This is a genomic window from Citrobacter sp. Cb031, assembly GCF_030336725.1.
Taxonomy (GTDB): Bacteria; Pseudomonadota; Gammaproteobacteria; order Enterobacterales; family Enterobacteriaceae; genus Citrobacter; species Citrobacter braakii.
The window spans coordinates 326,043-342,855 of record NZ_JAOWDA010000034.1 but is presented as its reverse complement, the minus strand read 5'-3'; the positions used below and the strand labels follow the sequence as shown (position 1 = coordinate 342,855).

18 protein-coding genes are annotated in these 16,813 nt (G+C 51.0%); 7 read left to right on the top strand and 11 right to left on the bottom strand.

Annotated features, from left to right (window positions below):
• Positions 1-24: 24 nt before the first annotated feature.
• The 3 genes from OGV93_RS18110 to osmB all read left to right on the top strand — a co-directional run bounded on the left by OGV93_RS18110 (position 25) and on the right by osmB (position 1,542).
• Positions 25-207 (top strand): YciZ family protein, encoded by a 183-nt coding sequence (locus OGV93_RS18110; RefSeq protein ID WP_016153241.1) that lies wholly within the window; start codon positions 25-27, stop codon positions 205-207.
• Between the two features lie 95 nt (positions 208-302).
• Positions 303-1,055, top strand: a complete 753-nt coding sequence (gene yciT / locus OGV93_RS18105) for a DNA-binding transcriptional regulator YciT (RefSeq protein WP_109017875.1) — start codon at positions 303-305, stop codon at positions 1,053-1,055.
• A 268-nt stretch (positions 1,056-1,323) separates the two neighbouring features.
• On the top strand, positions 1,324-1,542 hold the full coding sequence (gene osmB / locus OGV93_RS18100) for an osmotically-inducible lipoprotein OsmB (RefSeq protein ID WP_003020583.1): 219 nt from the start codon (positions 1,324-1,326) through the stop codon (positions 1,540-1,542).
• A gap of 90 nt (positions 1,543-1,632) precedes the next feature.
• Here osmB and yciH read toward each other — a convergent pair whose 3' ends face one another.
• The 5 genes from yciH to pgpB form a co-directional block, all read right to left on the bottom strand.
• The gene (gene yciH, locus OGV93_RS18095; protein ID WP_016153243.1) at positions 1,633-1,959 is read right to left on the bottom strand and encodes a stress response translation initiation inhibitor YciH; all 327 of its coding nucleotides are present in this window, start codon (positions 1,957-1,959) and stop codon (positions 1,633-1,635) included.
• Positions 1,960-2,697 (bottom strand): orotidine-5'-phosphate decarboxylase, encoded by a 738-nt coding sequence (gene pyrF, locus OGV93_RS18090; RefSeq protein WP_131405208.1) that lies wholly within the window; start codon positions 2,695-2,697, stop codon positions 1,960-1,962. It lies immediately after the preceding gene.
• A 189-nt stretch (positions 2,698-2,886) separates the two neighbouring features.
• Positions 2,887-4,056 (bottom strand): lipopolysaccharide assembly protein LapB, encoded by a 1,170-nt coding sequence (gene lapB / locus OGV93_RS18085; RefSeq protein WP_016153245.1) that lies wholly within the window; start codon positions 4,054-4,056, stop codon positions 2,887-2,889.
• A 6-nt stretch (positions 4,057-4,062) separates the two neighbouring features.
• Positions 4,063-4,371, bottom strand: a complete 309-nt coding sequence (locus OGV93_RS18080; RefSeq protein WP_006684318.1) for a LapA family protein — start codon at positions 4,369-4,371, stop codon at positions 4,063-4,065.
• A gap of 149 nt (positions 4,372-4,520) precedes the next feature.
• On the bottom strand, positions 4,521-5,285 hold the full coding sequence (pgpB, locus tag OGV93_RS18075) for a phosphatidylglycerophosphatase B (RefSeq protein ID WP_049043120.1): 765 nt from the start codon (positions 5,283-5,285) through the stop codon (positions 4,521-4,523).
• Positions 5,286-5,487: 202 nt separating this feature from the next.
• Here pgpB and ribA point away from each other — a divergent pair, with 202 nt between their 5' ends.
• The gene (ribA, locus tag OGV93_RS18070) at positions 5,488-6,078 is read left to right on the top strand and encodes a GTP cyclohydrolase II (protein WP_016153247.1); all 591 of its coding nucleotides are present in this window, start codon (positions 5,488-5,490) and stop codon (positions 6,076-6,078) included.
• 50 nt (positions 6,079-6,128) lie between these two features.
• Here ribA and acnA read toward each other — a convergent pair whose 3' ends face one another.
• From acnA to topA, 5 genes are all read right to left on the bottom strand, one after another.
• On the bottom strand, positions 6,129-8,804 hold the full coding sequence (gene acnA, locus OGV93_RS18065) for an aconitate hydratase AcnA (protein WP_287109910.1): 2,676 nt from the start codon (positions 8,802-8,804) through the stop codon (positions 6,129-6,131).
• 266 nt (positions 8,805-9,070) lie between these two features.
• Positions 9,071-9,241: a YciX family protein gene (locus tag OGV93_RS18060; protein WP_165500163.1), complete on the bottom strand. Its 171-nt coding sequence runs from the start codon at positions 9,239-9,241 to the stop codon at positions 9,071-9,073.
• Between the two features lie 3 nt (positions 9,242-9,244).
• Entirely contained in the window at positions 9,245-9,406 is a 162-nt protein-coding gene (locus OGV93_RS18055) for a YmiA family putative membrane protein (RefSeq protein WP_481967620.1), read from the bottom strand.
• A gap of 293 nt (positions 9,407-9,699) precedes the next feature.
• Complete coding sequence (cysB, locus tag OGV93_RS18050; RefSeq protein ID WP_016153251.1) at positions 9,700-10,674, bottom strand: HTH-type transcriptional regulator CysB; 975 nt, start codon at positions 10,672-10,674, stop codon at positions 9,700-9,702.
• A gap of 208 nt (positions 10,675-10,882) precedes the next feature.
• On the bottom strand, positions 10,883-13,480 hold the full coding sequence (topA, locus tag OGV93_RS18045; protein WP_200084019.1) for a type I DNA topoisomerase: 2,598 nt from the start codon (positions 13,478-13,480) through the stop codon (positions 10,883-10,885).
• Positions 13,481-13,877: 397 nt separating this feature from the next.
• On the opposite strand from topA, the gene OGV93_RS18040 reads away from it, so the two are divergent.
• Positions 13,878-14,129, top strand: coding sequence for a YciN family protein (locus tag OGV93_RS18040; protein ID WP_003020616.1), 252 nt, complete (start codon positions 13,878-13,880; stop codon positions 14,127-14,129).
• A 53-nt stretch (positions 14,130-14,182) separates the two neighbouring features.
• On the opposite strand, the gene sohB is transcribed toward OGV93_RS18040, so the two are convergent.
• On the bottom strand, positions 14,183-15,229 hold the full coding sequence (gene sohB, locus OGV93_RS18035; RefSeq protein ID WP_200084018.1) for a protease SohB: 1,047 nt from the start codon (positions 15,227-15,229) through the stop codon (positions 14,183-14,185).
• Positions 15,230-15,439: 210 nt separating this feature from the next.
• Here sohB and OGV93_RS18030 point away from each other — a divergent pair, with 210 nt between their 5' ends.
• Complete coding sequence (locus OGV93_RS18030) at positions 15,440-16,201, top strand: YciK family oxidoreductase (protein WP_016156651.1); 762 nt, start codon at positions 15,440-15,442, stop codon at positions 16,199-16,201.
• Positions 16,198-16,788, top strand: coding sequence for a cob(I)yrinic acid a,c-diamide adenosyltransferase (cobO, locus tag OGV93_RS18025; protein ID WP_016153255.1), 591 nt, complete (start codon positions 16,198-16,200; stop codon positions 16,786-16,788). Before OGV93_RS18030 ends, cobO begins: the two co-directional genes overlap by 4 nt.
• Positions 16,789-16,813: the final 25 nt, after the last annotated feature.

The window sequence follows — 16,813 nt, the reverse complement described above, 5'->3', positions numbered from 1 at the left end:
TCTATTGCCATTAGGATGACGACCATGTCTGATATCGACGCTCAGCGTCTGGCCGAACGTATTGATACCGTGCTGGATATCCTCGTTGCAGGTGATTACCACTCAGCCATCCACAATCTTGAAATTTTGAAAGCTGAACTGTTAAACACGGTCAAAGAAGATGCCGAATCTTTGGCGAAAAAGCAGAAGGCGCCATGGGAGATCTGATGACAGTGATCTTTTGATGTCGCTGCTATCAGCAAACTGCAGATAATGCAGTTTCCGTTTAATTTCCGATACGATATCGCAATAAAATTAATACTATGAATTCCCGACAACAATCTATTTTGCAGATGGTGACCGATAAAGGTCAGATGAGCGTCGCCGATCTGGCAAAAGTCACCGGTGTCTCCGAAGTGACGATTCGACAGGATCTGAACACGCTGGAAAAACTGAGTTACTTACGCCGAGCCCACGGTTTTGCTGTTTCATTGAACAGCGATGATGTTGAAACGCGCATGATGACCAATTTCACTCTGAAACGTGAACTGGCTGAATTCGCTGCATCTCTGGTCAGTCCAGGCGAATCCGTATTCATTGAGAATGGCAGCAGCAATGCACTTCTGGCCAGAACGCTGGCAGAGCAAAAAGATGTCACCATCATCACCGTGAGCAGCTACATTGCTCATCTGCTCAAAGAAACGCCCTGTGAAGTGATACTTCTCGGTGGAATTTACCAGAAAAAAAGTGAGAGCATGGTCGGCCCCTTAACTCGCCAGTTTATCCAGCAGGTACACTTCAGTAAGGCCTTTATCGGCATTGACGGCTGGCAGGCTGATACCGGTTTTACCGGACGCGATATGATGCGTTCCGACGTGGTTAACGCGGTGCTGGAAAAAGGCGCAGAAGTTATTGTGTTGACCGACAGCTCAAAATTCGACGCCATTCACCCTTACACGCTGGGTCCATTAGAGCGATTCAGCCGCGTAGTAACGGACTCCAGACTCAGCGCCAGCGTACAAATGCAGCTCGAACATTCAGGATTAATCGTCAATATCATTGATGCCCACGCATAAAATCTTCAGTAGATGGTTTGTCAGCAGACAAATCATCTGCTCTCTGAGAGTTATCTGACAATCCAATTAAGACTTTTTACCTGTCGTTAACAGGATAAAGTCGTAAAATTAATGTTAGCGATATAACAGGAACGAACCTCCAACTTCAGGATAGTGTTTGTAATGACTTCGCTAAACGGTTTCACGGAAATATCTTCGATAGTCTTAATTTGACGCTATCCTTAAAGAACACTGGATTCCGTGAATCAATAATTCAGGAGAAAGTATTATGTTAGTAACGAGCAAAAAAATGACCGCTGCCATTCTGGCGATTACTCTGGCAATGTCGCTGAGTGCCTGCTCTAACTGGTCCAAACGAGATCGTAACACCGCAATCGGTGCTGGTGCAGGTGCAATAGGTGGTGCAGTCCTGACTGACGGTAGCACGCTGGGTACGCTGGGTGGTGCTGCAGTAGGTGGTATTATTGGCCACCAGGTGGGTAAATAATCTACGGTTAAACGGCTCGATATAATAATACGTTTACTTTTTCAGGTCTGTATTATTAAAAAGCCACGGAAATTTTCCGTGGCTTTTTTATTAACCGCCAGCCAGTTTAACTTTCATTCCTTTAGCTTCCAGCAGCGATTTAATCAGGTCGCGTTTATCCCCCTGAATTTCAATCACGCCATCTTTCACTGCTCCACCGCAACCACACTTTTTCTTCAGTTCTGCGGCTAATTTGGTCAGTTCGGCATCGTCTTGGTCAATACCGGTAATCAGGCACACGCCCTTCCCTTTGCGACCACTGGTCTGGCGCTGGATACGAACAATGCCATCGCCTTTTGGACGCTCAGGCGCTGTTTTCGGTTCATCAATACGCCCGGAGTCGGTAGAGTAGACCAGACGAGAGTTTGAGTCGTTCATTTACGCACCTCGTTTCAGGGAAGCATTGATCATCTTCAGCGTCTGCGCGGGATCAGCCGACTGGGTGACCGGACGACCAATCACCATGTAATCCACACCTGCTAACTGCGCCTGTTCCGGTGTCATAATACGACGCTGATCGCCCGCCTCGCTGCCTTCTGGACGAATCCCCGGCGTCACCAGCTTAAATGCCTGGCCCAACGCCTGCTTGAATCGCACCGCTTCCTGAGCTGAGCATACGACACCATCCAGACCACAATTCTGGGTTAAGCGCGCCAGTCTTTCAGCATAATCCGCAGGTGACAACGTCACGCCGAGATCGGCGAGGTCGCTGGCTTCCATACTGGTCAGAACCGTCACGGCAATCAGCAGCGGCGCGTCCTGGCCAAAAGGCACTAAGGCTTCACGGGCTGCAGTCATCATACGCGCCCCGCCAGAAGCGTGAACGTTAACCATCCAGACGCCAAGGTCGGCAGCAGCGGCAACTGCATGTGCGGTGGTATTGGGAATATCATGAAATTTCAAATCAAGAAAGATGTCAAAACCACGCTGTTGTAGATCGCGAACCAACTGAGGTCCAAAAAGCGTGAACATCTCTTTGCCCACTTTCAAACGGCAATCACGAGGATCAATTCTGTCGACAAAAGCTAATGCTTTATCACGATTAGAATAATCGAGAGCGACAACGACAGGAGAATCGGTAACAGCACGAGAAGAAGATGAAGCAGTAAACGTCATGACCAGACCTTCTTGAGGATGGGCGCCCACGGCGGCGCGAAATGGGTAAACGGCGTGCATTCTACCTGCGGTAATAGAAAATTAACAGGCGCGATTACATTTCTGCCAGGCGAGCCGGCAACGGAGGTTGAGGATGGATCTATTACACATCAACAGTATGTTGTAACTAAAATGAGTTTTTTTTAAAAATTACAGCCCATCAAGTCCGCGAATGGGCTTAATGGTTGACCATGAACGGCAGGATGGACAGTGCCAGTACAGCGTATACGCCGTAAAACCGCACTTCTGGCAGCGGTAGCGCGGTTTACTGCGTACCTGCTCTCCGACCATATCGCGCAGAACCATCAGGCTCTCTTTGGCACGCCCTTCTTCGGCTTCGTGGAGATGATAATCCATCAGCTTGTGGAACACGCGCATCGTAGGATGACGTTGCAGCTGACGAGTGATATAGACCTGAGCGGTATCAGCCCCCTCACGCGCCTCAAGAATATCAGCCAGCATCAGTTCGGCGGCGGCACCAGTATTCTCCTCGACGGCCCGACGTAAAAACTCCGCCCACTCATCGTTTTTCCCCAGATGCTGGTAGCAGCTTTGCAGCATTTCCAGCGTTTCGCTGACCAGCTCTTTGTCCTGGGAAATGACCCGTTGCAGGCTTTCAACCGCCTTCGCGTAATCACCTTTTTCCATGTACACGCGACCCATCATGATGGATACACGTGCACTGTTTTTGTCTGCCGCGGCGCCTTTTTTCAACAGCGTCATGGCGCGATCCATATCGTCGCTGCCCATTTGCTGTAAGGCCAGTTCGCAGTAGAAGTGGGCTATCTCATTACGCTGCTTGTCTTTGCCGAGTTTTACCAGACGCTCTGCTACATCAATGGCTTTTTGCCATTCGCTGGTGGCCTGATAAATTTGCAACAGTTGCTGTAATGCGCCAACCCGAAAATCAGTTTCATCGGTAAGCTGATTGAACATGTCTTCCGCGCGGTCGTACAGTCCCGCGGCCATGTAGTCGCGCCCCAGCTGTTGCACGGCCAGCAAACGCTGCTCGTAGGTCAGCGAGGCACTTTCCATTAACGTTTGATGGATGCGGATTGCGCGATCGACTTCACCGCGAGAGCGGAACAGGTTTCCGAGGGTGAGATGAGCCTCAACGGTGCCTGTGTCCTCTTTTAGCATATCAAGGAACAGATCCACCGCTTTATCTTGTTGGTTGCTCAGGAGGAAGTTAACCCCGGCGACATAGTCACGAGAAAGACGGTTAGCTTCATCCTGCTTGGTTTGTTGCGCACTTCTGCGACCCATATACCACCCATAGGCAGCGGCTACAGGTAAAAGCAGAAACAACAACTCCAACATAAATAATTATTCCTTCACAACCGACGAATCGGCAGATACCGCAACGTCGGTCGCAGGCGCAAGCTGGTTTTCCAGTCGTTTGATTTTACGTTCGGCGCGCGCAAGAGACACACGAACCTTCAGCCAGAAAAGGCCGCAAATTAGCCAACCAATCGCAAACCCTGCGGCAAACAATACAGCAAGCAGCGTAGAGATACGATACTCACCCTGAGCCAGCAGGTAATTAAACGTAACCTGTTGATCGTTTTGCGCACCCAATGTCACCGAAATAACAAAAATCGCCAACACCAGTAAGAAAATGAGTAAATATTTCACATTACTTCCCGTTATGTGGTTTGAGCGAATAAATCGTGTCCAACTTACCGCGTTGAGCCCTTTAAATTACCATTTTCACAACGAGTGCGAAACGGAAAAGCGCTTTCCACTTTCTGATTTGAGGGCAAAATTTGAAAAATCAATCATCGCTAGCTTTCTTGTTCTCGCTGCGCGATTTCTTTTTTCTCCTGCACTGGTGGGGTTAATGGTCCGCATACCCGCTGTGCAAGCCAGGTTGCCAGCGTCACCAGCAGCCACGAAATCAGCGTTGCCACCACCAAATCACGGGGCCAGTGCATGCCTAACAGCAAGCGGCTGCCCATCACGCCGGTCGCCCAGGTCAGCAAAAACACAATCGTCAGCGTACGTCTGCGCGGCCATAACAGCCCTACGCCCAATAAAGCCCAACTGGCGGCAAACATCGTATGTCCGGACGGAAAGGCAAACCCCGTTTCTTTTTGCCAGTGCTTGCGTAAAAACGTTGGAATATCCTGCTGTTCAGCCAATTGTTCTTTGACTAAATGCCCACGATCTTTACGTTTTAAAGTGTAGAACTCATCAACCGGAATATGGTGCGTTTTTTCCAGCCACACGACAAAAGGTCGCGGTTCTTGCACCCTGTCTTTTACCCAGGACTTCACGCCCTGTCCCACTAAAATCGCCGCTGCCAGAATAGCAAACAACATTATCGCGGCTTTAAGACGAAAACGCAGGCACCACAGAAACCATGCACAAAGCGCAACGTGAGTGATAATTCCCCACGGCTGCGTCACCGTTTCCGTTACCCAGTACAAGGACTTTAACCACCAGACATTGTGCCCCGGCTGCCAGCTCCAGCCTGATACCCATACGGCAACCGGCATGATAAGTAGCAGTCCGGTCCCCACTGCGGTGCGCTTTGCAATAGACAGCATTGCCTCTCCTTTCGTCGATAAGTATCACAATCATAACTGAAAAATTCACACGTCGGGAAAATTGACAATTTTGTGCCATTCCAAAAGCGAATCCGTGGTCGCGATTAGGTGAACGTCGTTGCCTTATGGCAAAATAGTGTAATACAGAACAGAAGCCGACAGGCGAAGGCACGACGAGTGCCAGCATAATCTGGAGAATTACATGCAGCTTAAACGTGTGGCAGAAGCCAAACTGCCAACCCCCTGGGGTGATTTCCTGATGGTGGGATTTGAAGAACTGGCAACCGGACACGATCATGTCGCACTGGTTTTTGGTGATATAACAGGCCAAACACCTGTCCTGGCGCGCGTCCACTCCGAATGTTTGACTGGTGATGCGCTGTTTAGCCTGCGTTGCGATTGCGGTTTCCAGCTCGAAGCGGCCCTCACCCACATTGCAGAAGAAGGGCGTGGCATTCTGCTTTATCACCGTCAGGAAGGACGCAACATTGGCCTGCTCAACAAAATCCGCGCTTACGCGTTGCAGGACCAGGGTTATGATACCGTTGAAGCGAATCATCAGTTGGGATTTGCGGCAGACGAGCGCGATTTCACGCTGTGTGCCGATATGTTCAAGCTGCTGGGCGTGGATGCGGTACGTTTGCTGACCAATAACCCGAAGAAAGTAGAAATCCTGACCGAAGCGGGAATCAATATTGTTGAACGCGTGCCGCTGATCGTGGGCCGTAATCCAAAAAATGAACATTATCTGGACACCAAAGCCGCCAAGATGGGACATTTGCTGGGCAAATAATCGTTGTCACCGCCTATCAAAAAGCCTGCTCTCGCAGGCTTTTTTTAATTTTAATTCAACATATTACGAATCACGTAGTGCAGAATGCCGTCGTTTTGGTAATACGTTAGCTCCGTCGCGGTATCAATGCGACAGCGGCATAGAATCACCTCTTTACGCCCATCTGCGCGTACCATACTCACCGGAACTGTCGCCCCCGGTTTAATGTGTTGTAGGTCCGTAATATCGATCGCCTCCTCACCGGTTATTCCCAGCGTTTTACGCGTGACGCCCTGCGGGAATTCCAGCGGTAAAATGCCCATGCCAATCAGGTTAGAACGGTGAATTCGCTCAAAAGACTCTGCGATAACCACGCGAACTCCCAGCAAACGTGGGCCTTTCGCCGCCCAGTCGCGGCTGGAGCCGGATCCATACTCTTTCCCGGCAATCACCGCCAGAGGCACGTTCTCCTGCTGGTATTGCATGGCCGCATCATAAATAGCCACCACTTCGGTTCCCGGCAAATGACGCGTCATGCCACCTTCCACGCCGGGTACCATCTCATTGCGAATACGAATATTGGCAAAGGTACCACGCATCATCACTTCATGATTTCCGCGTCGTGAACCGTAGGAGTTAAAATCTTTACGCTCAACGCCATGGCCTTGCAGATAACGCCCCGCTGGGCTGTCTGGCTTAATACTGCCGGCAGGAGAAATATGGTCGGTGGTAACAGAATCTCCGAGCATCGCCAGAATACGCGCACCGTGAATGTCCTGAACCGGATCCGGCGTAGCCTGCATATCATCGAAGAACGGTGACAAACGGATATAGGTCGAGTCAGACTGCCAGCCATAGGTATCAGCGCGATCAACCTGGATTGCTTTCCATTCTGGCGTGCCTTCAAAGACTTCAGCATACTCTTTATGGAACATGGCGGTAGAGACCTGCTCAACGGCGCGGGCAATTTCCTTGGCTGTCGGCCAAATATCTTTCAGATAAACGGGATCGCCTTTTCTGTCATGGCCTAACGGATCTTTCGTCAGATTGATATTCATATTCCCCGCCAGCGCGTAGGCCACCACCAGCGGCGGAGATGCCAGCCAGTTGGTTTTCACGAGCGGATGGATACGACCTTCAAAGTTACGGTTTCCAGAAAGCACTGCCCCAACTGTAAGATCGCCTTTTTTGATAGCTGTTTCGATAGGATCGGGTAAGGGTCCAGAGTTGCCAATACAGGTGGTACAGCCATAACCCACAAGATTAAATCCCAGCTCATCAAGGTACGGAGTGAACCCTGCCTTTGCCAGATAATCGGAAACCACCTTCGATCCTGGCGCCAACGAGGCTTTCACCCATGGCTGACGTTTCAAACCAAGCGTTACGGCTTTTTTCGCCAGCAGCCCCGCCGCCATCAATACGCTTGGGTTTGAGGTGTTGGTACAAGAGGTGATAGCGGCTATCACCACCGCGCCGTCCGGCAGCTTATACTGCTGACCGCTCATGGTATAGTCCACTGGCTGACGGTCTTTCAGCGAGCTATTCACCTCGAGTTCATTACTCGCCGAGAAGGCTTTCGGCACATCAGCCAGCGCCACCCGATCCTGCGGACGCTTCGGTCCAGCAAGGCTTGCCTCTACGCTGCCCATATCCAGCTCCAACGAACTGGTAAACACAGGTTCATCCCCTGGGTTACGCCACATTCCCTGCGCTTTAGCATAGGCATTGACCAACTCAACCTGTTCCTCACTGCGCCCGCTCAGACGCATATACTCAAGGGTAATGTCATCGATCGGGAAGAAACCGCAGGTTGCGCCGTATTCCGGAGCCATGTTCGCAATGGTTGCTCGATCGGCCAGAGGTAAGGTGTCCAGCCCATCACCGTAGAATTCAACGAATTTACCGACTACACCGTGCTTACGCAGCATCTGAGTGACGGTCAGAACCAGGTCGGTGGCAGTGATGCCTTCCCGCAGTTTACCCACCAGTTTAAAGCCCACAACATCCGGGATCAGCATTGAGACCGGTTGACCCAGCATTGCCGCTTCAGCTTCAATGCCTCCAACGCCCCAGCCCAGCACACCGAGACCATTAATCATCGTGGTATGGGAATCGGTACCGACCAGTGTATCGGGATAAGCCACCCACTCACCGTCCTGTAACTCGCTCCAGACAGCTTTGCCAAGATATTCAAGGTTAACCTGGTGGCAAATCCCCGTACCCGGCGGTACAACGCTGAAGCGACTAAATGCCTGCTGTCCCCATTTCAGGAACACATAACGTTCATGGTTACGTTCCATTTCCAGGCGCACGTTTTCTTCGAAAGCATCATCATCACCGAAACGATCCACCGTTACCGAGTGGTCAATGACAAGATCCACTGGCGAAAGCGGATTCACTTTTGCCGTATCCCCACCCAGACGTTTCACCGCTTCGCGCATGGCGGCGAGATCGACCACCGCCGGCACGCCGGTAAAATCCTGCATCAGAACACGAGCAGGTCGATAGGCAATTTCTCGATCGGCATGGGCGGTCTTCAGCCAATGCGCAAGCACATGAATATCATCTTCGGTAACGGAATTACCGTCCTGCCAGCGAAGCAGGTTTTCCAGCAAAACTTTTAGCGATTTCGGTAAACGGGTGATATCACCCAGTGATTTAGCGGCCAGCGGCAGACTGTAGTAACGGTAGGTTTTATCTTTAACCTGCAATGTGTCCTTACTGGCTTCTCGTAGAGTCGACGACATAGCTCCTCCTTAATGACAGGGTTGGATCCCCTGATTTTCCTCAGGGTTAGTATTAAAGATAACACAAACAAAATGTAACGCTTTGATAACAACTCAAATTGATAAAAGTGAAGAGCTACAAAGGGGGAACTGAAGTATCTGGCGAGGAGAAAGGTTTAAGCGGTCAAGGTTAATACGGTGATAAGCATGGCTCATCACGATTGCCCGGAATAAAATATTTGCAGTACAAGACAACAGACTAATAATAATTATAAAATTCGTATCAATTATTGTTTCTGTTCATCATCATCCGCAAACAGATCGATAAACGCCCGTTGTTCAGGAGAGAGTTTCCAGGTCGCTGGAATATTCGGCTTATTCTCTGCGCTGCGTTGACTCTCTTGTTCAGGGTCATCCGGAGATGGCATCACGGTGGAGCGTTGTTCCAGTGTGGACATGACCTACCCCCACACGTTCCAGGCCACGAGCGAGACAATAACCCAGAACACGGCAGAGCCAAGAAACACAGCGAACCAAGCTTTACGTTTCATGACGGGATCCCGGCGTGCTGGCTGGTTTCCTGAAGGCATCGCTAACCTCATACTATCGAAATCACTTATCATTTAAGCACCAAACAATCGGTACAATTAATCATCAGATAGGAGGAATCCTAATAAAAAAGGTCAAAAAAAGCCAGTTAATTTTCATACTCGACCTGATAAATAAATTAATTATTTGATCGGTTATAAATATTTGAGAGGGATTTTTGGCGACCTTACTAATTTGAAACTACTTTAGCAAGTGTTTACCATAAACAATATATGGTTAATATATAGAGGAAAAATATTGAATAGATTCAGACTCTGCCGTCGGTATCGCTTTATGTTTGAGGATACCGACGAGGTAACAGCCGTTATTATTTCTCAGGCAATTTAATATCTTTAAACATGGCTTCAATATCGTCGTTGGAACGTAGCGCCACCGCCGTATCCACCACATCACGTGTCAGATGCGGCGCGAAACGTTGAATAAAATCATACATGTAACTGCGTAAAAAAGTGCTGCGACGAAAACCAATCTTGGTGGTGCTATGGCTGAAGATATCATGGGCATCAACGCGCACCAGGTCAGGGTCGGAGACAGGATCAACCGCCATACTGGCAATTACCCCCACGCCGAGGCCCAGGCGTACATAGGTCTTAATGACATCGGCATCGGTCGCGGTAAAAACTATACGCGGCTCAAGCCCCGCACGGTTGAACGCGGTGTCCAGTTCCGAACGTCCGGTAAATCCAAACGTGTAGGTCACCAGCGGGTACTGCGCCAGTTCTTCAATGGATACGGCGGATTTGCCCGCCAACGGATGGTCCGGCGTAACGACAATCGAACGGTTCCAGTGGTAGCAAGGCAGCATCACCAGATCGTCATACAGGTGCAGGGCTTCCGTCGCGATAGCAAAATCGGCATTCCCTTTCGAGACGGCTTCGGCGATTTGCGTCGGCGATCCCTGGTGCATATGCAATGAGACGCGTGGATAACGCTCAATAAAGCCTTTAATAACGTTCGGCAAAGCGTAACGCGCCTGAGTGTGCGTGGTGGCGATATACAGTGAGCCTTTGTCCGGCCAGGTATGTTCGCCAGCAACGGACTTAATGGCATCCACCTTCGACAAAACTTCTCGCGCGATTCGAATGACTTCCTGGCCCGCTGGCGTAACCTGGGTCAGGTGCTTACCGCTACGGGCAAAAATCTGGATGCCAAGTTCATCTTCCAGCATACGAACTTGCTTACTGATACCTGGCTGCGAGGTATAAAGCCCTTCCGCCGTTGAGGAGACATTAAGGTTGTGGTTCACCACCTCAACAATGTAGCGAAGCTGCTGTAATTTCATGTTAAGCCATCCCGATTTGCGCCATCAAATCATCGTTTCAGAGCAGGCTCGTTGGCGCTGCTAATACGATTTAATAATAAAAAGTGTGTTAACTATAACCACTATATCATTTCTATGTGAGCTGTATAGGGATGACAAAAAATAATACGCCAGAAACAAAAAGGGCCGCTTACGCGACCCTTTGAGGAGAAACTCAGCCGGAATGCTGTTATTTCTTCCCTTCTACCCATTTACCGTCAACGAAGAACGCGGACCAGCCGGTCGCCTTACCGTCTTTCTCCGCAGCAACGTATTGCTGCTTGGTTTTACGGCTGAAACGAACCATCGACTTGTTGCCGTCCGGGTCAGTCTGCGGCGCATCTGCCAGATAGCGCAGTTTTTCCGGCAGACGATCGCGGAAGCGGTACAACTCTTCAACCAGCGGCGCACGTGTCTCACGTGATTTCGGGAACGTATTTGCCGCCAGGAAGATCCCTGCAGCGCCATCACGTAACACGAAATACGCATCAGATTTTTCACACGGCAGTTCCGGCAACGGAACCGGATCCTCTTTCGGTGGAGCAACTTCACCGTTACGCAGGATCTTACGGGTATTTTTGCACTCGTCGTTGGTACACGCCATGTACTTGCCGAAACGTCCCATTTTCAGGTGCATTTCAGAGCCACATTTCTCGCACTCAACAATAGGACCGTCATAACCCTTGATGCGGAATTCGCCTTCTTCGATCTCATAGCCGTCGCAGGTAGGGTTATTACCACATACATGCAGCTTGCGCTTAGGATCGATAAGGTAGCTGTCCATCGCCGTGCCGCACTTCTGGCAGCGACGTTTGGCGCGCAAAGCGTTGGTTTCCGCATCGTCGCCTTCCAGCACGTTCAGCACTTCGTTTTCCGGCACCAGGTTAATGGTGGTTTTGCAACGCTCTTTCGGGGAAAGCGCATAGCCAGAACAACCCAGGAAAACGCCGGTGCTGGCGGTACGAATACCCATCTTGCGACCGCAGGTTGGGCAATCAATGCTGGTCAGCACCATCTGGTTCGGACGCATACCGCCCTCTTCAGGATCTTTCTCGGCTTTATCCAGTTGCTGAGTAAAATCAGTGAAGAAGTTGTCGAGTACGCCCTTCCATTCGGCTTCGTGATTTGCCACCTGGTCGAGGCTGTCTTCCATCTGCGCGGTAAAGTCGTAGTTCATCAGTTCGCGGAAGTTTTCTTCCAGACGATCGGTGACGATTTCACCCATTTTTTCAGCGTAGAAGCGACGGTTCTCAACGCGAACATAACCGCGATCCTGAATCGTAGAAATGATCGACGCATACGTGGATGGGCGACCAATACCACGTTTTTCAAGCTCTTTCACCAGCGAAGCTTCACTGAAGCGCGCAGGCGGTTTGGTAAAGTGTTGCGCTGGTGTCAGTTCGATGAGCGTCAACGTATCGCCTTTATCCACCGCAGGTAAAATGCGGTCTTCATCGCCCTTACGCAGCGCAGGCATCACTTTCGTCCAGCCATCGAAGCGCAGAATACGACCACGCGCCTTCAGACGGAAATCACCCGCGCCCACCGTCAGCGTGGTGGAATCATATTTAGCAGGCGTCATCTGACAGGCAACAAACTGGCGCCAGATCAGCTGATACAGTTTTTGCGCATCGGCTTCCATATCTTTCAGCGATTCCGCCTGAACGGCGACATCGGAAGGACGGATAGCTTCGTGCGCTTCCTGCGAGTTCTCTTTGCTGGCGTACTGGTTCGCGCTATCCGGCAGATACTTTTTGCCGAAATTATCGCTGATGTAATCGCGAACCATGTTCACCGCATCCTGACTCAGGTTGGTTGAGTCAGTACGCATATAAGTGATGTAGCCCGCTTCATACAAGCGCTGCGCCATCATCATGGTTTTCTTCACGCCGAAGCCCAGACGCGTGCTGGCGGCCTGCTGTAGCGTGGAGGTGATGAACGGCGCACCCGGCTTGCTGCTGGTCGGCTTATCTTCGCGTTCCAGAACGCTGTAGCGCGCTTTTTCCAACAGGCTAACGGCGGCAAGCGTTTGTTCCCGGTTGACCGGACGGAACGGTTTATCATTCTGATGCGTCACCTCAAGCGGTAACGCGTCACCGCCTGGCGTGGTCGTGTTAGCATCAATTTCCCAGAACTCTTCAGGAACGAATGCTTTGATTTCGCGTTCACGCTCAACCACCAGACGCACGGCAACCGACTGTACGCGGCCTGCTGACAGGCCTCGCGCAATTTTTTTCCACAGCAGCGGCGACACCATATAGCCCACAACACGGTCCATAAAGCGGCGCGCCTGTTGCGCATTGACGCGGTCGATGTTCAGCTCACCCGGTTTTTCAAACGCCTGACGAATAGCGTTTTTGGTAATTTCGTTAAACACCACGCGACTGTAGCGGGTGTCGTCGCCGCCGATCACTTCCCGCAGGTGCCACGCAATGGCTTCCCCTTCGCGGTCAAGGTCGGTTGCGAGATAGATGTGGTCGGCTTTTTCAGCCAGTTGCTTCAGTTCAGAAACAACTTTTTCTTTCCCGGGCAGCACTTCATAGCGCGCATCCCAGTTGTGCCACGGGTCAACACCCATACGATTGACGAGAGCGCCACGTTCATCCTTTTTGGGCTTTTTAGCCGTTTTGGTGGAGGTTGAGTCGGCGCTCTTTTTAGTTGCTGAGCCACTGGTCGGCAAATCACGGATATGACCGACGCTGGATTTCACCACGTAGTCATTACCCAGATACTTGTTGATCGTTTTGGCTTTTGCCGGGGACTCAACGATGACAAGAGCTTTACCCATATTCACCTTTACCTAATTTGATTCTTCCAGAATGCGTCGCACGTTGATTCACCTTCCACTGGCGACGAGACATCGATATGGTCTCTACGTCGGCGGATATCAACCCTTAAACTGATTCGCGCTTGTAATGTAACTCTCATGTAACTGAGTTAACAGGCTTTTTCGCTCACAAACGCTATAGCACGACGGAGTATTGGTCGAATGTCAAGCAAATCTGTTGCCAGATTGACGAAAGCGTCACACTGTACCTGATAAAATGCGTTACGCAACTTTATTAGCATGCAAAAACAAATCTCGCCACTTGCAACACTGTCGTAAGACCTTCATTTAAGTCAGGGAATATTTGCCCATAAGCCGGGCTCGGCGTAGACTAATGTCCTTGTTTAAGGAGTAAATAATGCATAAAGACACTCAACCCATCGATCGCGAAACACTGCTGATTGAAGCCAACAAAATCATTCGTGAGCATGAGGACACGCTGGCGGGGATTGTCGCCACCGGCGTAACGCAGCGAAATGGCGTGCTGGTTTTCAGCGGAGATTACTTTTTAGACGAGCAAGGGCTACCGACGCCCAAAAGTACGGCGGTGTTTAATATGTTTAAACATCTGGCGCACGTACTTTCTGAAAAGTATCACTTGATCGATTAACACGAGAAATGATTTGCCGGATGACGGCTGCGCCTCATCCGGCAATTACAATTTTACATCAGCGGTTTTTGTCCTCGCTGCCACCAACGCATCAGTAAACGATCGGCGCTCTCGGCGGCACTGCCGGTAAAACGGTCCATCAGTTTTTTACGCTGCAGATAACGTACGTTCAATACGTCACGACCGTCCATCAGTCCGAGGATCACCTCATCACTGGTATTGATCTCATCCACCAGCCCGTTGGCCAGCGCCTGTTGACCAAACCAGTGTTCACCCGTGGCAACCTGTTCAATGTCCAGAGCCGGACGCATGCGCTGTACAAAATCTTTAAACAGATGATGGGTTTCGTTCAGATCTTCGCGGAATTTCTGCCGCCCTTCTTCCGTGTTTTCACCAAGTAAGGTCAGCGTACGCTTATACTGTCCGGCGGTGTGCAGTTCGATATCAATATCTTTCCCTTTCAGGAAGCGGTGAAAGTTCGGGATCTGTGCCACAACGCCAATAGAGCCGACAATAGCAAACGGCGCCGAGACAATTTTATCCGCCACGCAAGCCATCATATATCCGCCGCTCGCAGCGACTTTATCTACCGTAACGGTCAGCGGGATCTGCTTATCGCGCAGACGTTGTAACTGGGACGCGGCCAGGCCATAGCCGTGTACTACGCCGCCCGGACTTTCCAGACGAACCACGACCTGATCCTGGGGTTTAACGACCGCCAGCACTGCCGTCACCTCTTCGCGTAATGCGCTGACCTCATGGGCATCCATACTGCCTTTAAAATCAAGTACCCATACCCGTGGTTTATGAGATGACGTACTGTCTCCCAGTTTCGCTTTTGCCTTAGCGGCCTTCGCCTCAAGTTTGTGTTTCTTTTTCTGCGCCTTATGCCAGAATTTTTGCTGATGCCCATCCAATAAAGCCAGCGACAGGTCTTCTTTCATCTCTTTATATTGATCGCTGAGATTAATAACCCGCAATTCCCCACGCTGACGTTTGCGTTGTGTCGCGTTTACGATCAGCATAACTACCACCGCAATAGCCACCACGACAGTGACAATTTTTGCCAAAAACAACCCATATTCAGACAACAATTCCACGTGACCCACCTTGGTTAAACAACGCTACTTTCGCTCAGTGTACAACAGCCTTGTTAACCCGTCTTGCTTCATCCATTCAGTAAAAAGCATGACAACGCGTTCATTTTGCGGTGTTATTGCCTTTGGCTGATTGAAAAAGAACAGGGTTTAAGGCATAAAGCCCAAAAGTTATCGCGAACGAGATGGCCAGGACGTCGCCGAGGAGTAGCCGTGCATTATCAACCGAAACAAGATCTTCTACAGGACCGCATTATTCTGGTCACCGGTGCCAGCGATGGTATCGGGCGTGAAGCCGCACAGACCTACGCGCGTTACGGCGCGACCGTGATTCTGTTAGGGCGTAACGAAGAAAAACTGCGTCAGGTTGCCCGCTCCATCGCCGAAGAAAAAGGTACGCAACCACACTGGTTCACGCTGGATCTGCTCACCTGTACGTCTGACGAATGCCACCAGCTCGCACAGCGCATTGCCGCGCATTTCCCGCGTCTGGATGGCGTATTGCATAATGCCGGATTGCTCGGTGACATTTGCCCGATGAGCGAGCAAAACCCGCAGGTATGGCAGGACGTGATGCAGGTAAACGTGAACGCCACCTTTATGCTGACTCAGGCATTGCTGCCGTTGTTGCTCAAATCCGATGCCGGATCGCTGGTCTTTACCTCCTCCAGCGTCGGTCGCCAGGGGCGCGCCAACTGGGGGGCATACGCCACCTCCAAATTTGCTACCGAAGGAATGATGCAGGTTCTGGCTGATGAATATCAGAACCGCCACCTGCGCGTAAACTGTATCAATCCTGGTGGAACGCGTACCGGCATGCGAGCCAGCGCGTTCCCGACGGAAGATCCGCAAAAATTGAAAACCCCCGCCGATATTATGCCGCTCTACCTGTGGCTGATGGGCGATGACAGCCGCCGTAAAACCGGTATGACTTTCGATGCCCAGCCGGGCCGTAAACCAGGAATCGCCCAATGAGTGAAGAACGCTATCAGCAGCGCCAGCAGCGCGTAAAAGACCGGGTTGACGCCCGTGTTGCCGCCGCCAGAGACGAGCGCGGGATTATTATTGTGTTCACCGGAAATGGTAAGGGTAAAACCACCGCCGCGTTCGGTACCGCCACGCGCGCAGTAGGCCACGGTAAAAAAGTCGGCGTAGTGCAATTTATTAAGGGGACATGGCCAAACGGTGAACGAAACTTACTCGAACCCCACGGCGTTGAGTTTCAGGTCATGGCGACAGGATTTACCTGGGAAACGCAGAACCGCGAGTCCGACACCGCAGCCTGCATGGCCGTATGGGAACACGGCAAGCGGATGCTGGCCGACGCTGAGCTGGATATGGTGATACTGGACGAGCTGACCTATATGGTTGCATACGACTATCTGCCACTCGACGAGGTCATCAATGCCCTAAACGCGCGCCCTGCCCATCAAACGGTCATTATCACCGGTCGTGGATGTCATCGCGATATTCTGGAGTTAGCGGATACGGTCAGCGAACTGCGGCCGGTTAAGCACGCCTTTGAAGCGGGCGTGAAAGCCCAGATGGGGATCGATTACTGATAGTAGGCCGGATAAGGCGCTTACG

What these genes read in the sequence shown, in the direction of transcription:
- OGV93_RS18110 (WP_016153241.1), top strand. Translation starts at nt 25, where the DNA reads ATGTCTGATATCGACGCTCAGCGTCTGGCCGAACGTATTGATACCGTG.
- yciT (WP_109017875.1), top strand. Translation starts at nt 303, where the DNA reads ATGAATTCCCGACAACAATCTATTTTGCAGATGGTGACCGATAAAGGT.
- osmB (WP_003020583.1), top strand. Translation starts at nt 1,324, where the DNA reads ATGTTAGTAACGAGCAAAAAAATGACCGCTGCCATTCTGGCGATTACT.
- yciH (WP_016153243.1), bottom strand. Translation starts at nt 1,959, where the DNA reads ATGAACGACTCAAACTCTCGTCTGGTCTACTCTACCGACTCCGGGCGT.
- pyrF (WP_131405208.1), bottom strand. Translation starts at nt 2,697, where the DNA reads ATGACGTTTACTGCTTCATCTTCTTCTCGTGCTGTTACCGATTCTCCT.
- lapB (WP_016153245.1), bottom strand. Translation starts at nt 4,056, where the DNA reads ATGTTGGAGTTGTTGTTTCTGCTTTTACCTGTAGCCGCTGCCTATGGG.
- pgpB (WP_049043120.1), bottom strand. Translation starts at nt 5,285, where the DNA reads ATGCTGTCTATTGCAAAGCGCACCGCAGTGGGGACCGGACTGCTACTT.
- ribA (WP_016153247.1), top strand. Translation starts at nt 5,488, where the DNA reads ATGCAGCTTAAACGTGTGGCAGAAGCCAAACTGCCAACCCCCTGGGGT.
- acnA (WP_287109910.1), bottom strand. Translation starts at nt 8,804, where the DNA reads ATGTCGTCGACTCTACGAGAAGCCAGTAAGGACACATTGCAGGTTAAA.
- OGV93_RS18060 (WP_165500163.1), bottom strand. Translation starts at nt 9,241, where the DNA reads ATGTCCACACTGGAACAACGCTCCACCGTGATGCCATCTCCGGATGAC.
- OGV93_RS18055 (WP_481967620.1), bottom strand. Translation starts at nt 9,406, where the DNA reads ATGATAAGTGATTTCGATAGTATGAGGTTAGCGATGCCTTCAGGAAAC.
- cysB (WP_016153251.1), bottom strand. Translation starts at nt 10,674, where the DNA reads ATGAAATTACAGCAGCTTCGCTACATTGTTGAGGTGGTGAACCACAAC.
- topA (WP_200084019.1), bottom strand. Translation starts at nt 13,480, where the DNA reads ATGGGTAAAGCTCTTGTCATCGTTGAGTCCCCGGCAAAAGCCAAAACG.
- OGV93_RS18040 (WP_003020616.1), top strand. Translation starts at nt 13,878, where the DNA reads ATGCATAAAGACACTCAACCCATCGATCGCGAAACACTGCTGATTGAA.
- cobO (WP_016153255.1), top strand. Translation starts at nt 16,198, where the DNA reads ATGAGTGAAGAACGCTATCAGCAGCGCCAGCAGCGCGTAAAAGACCGG.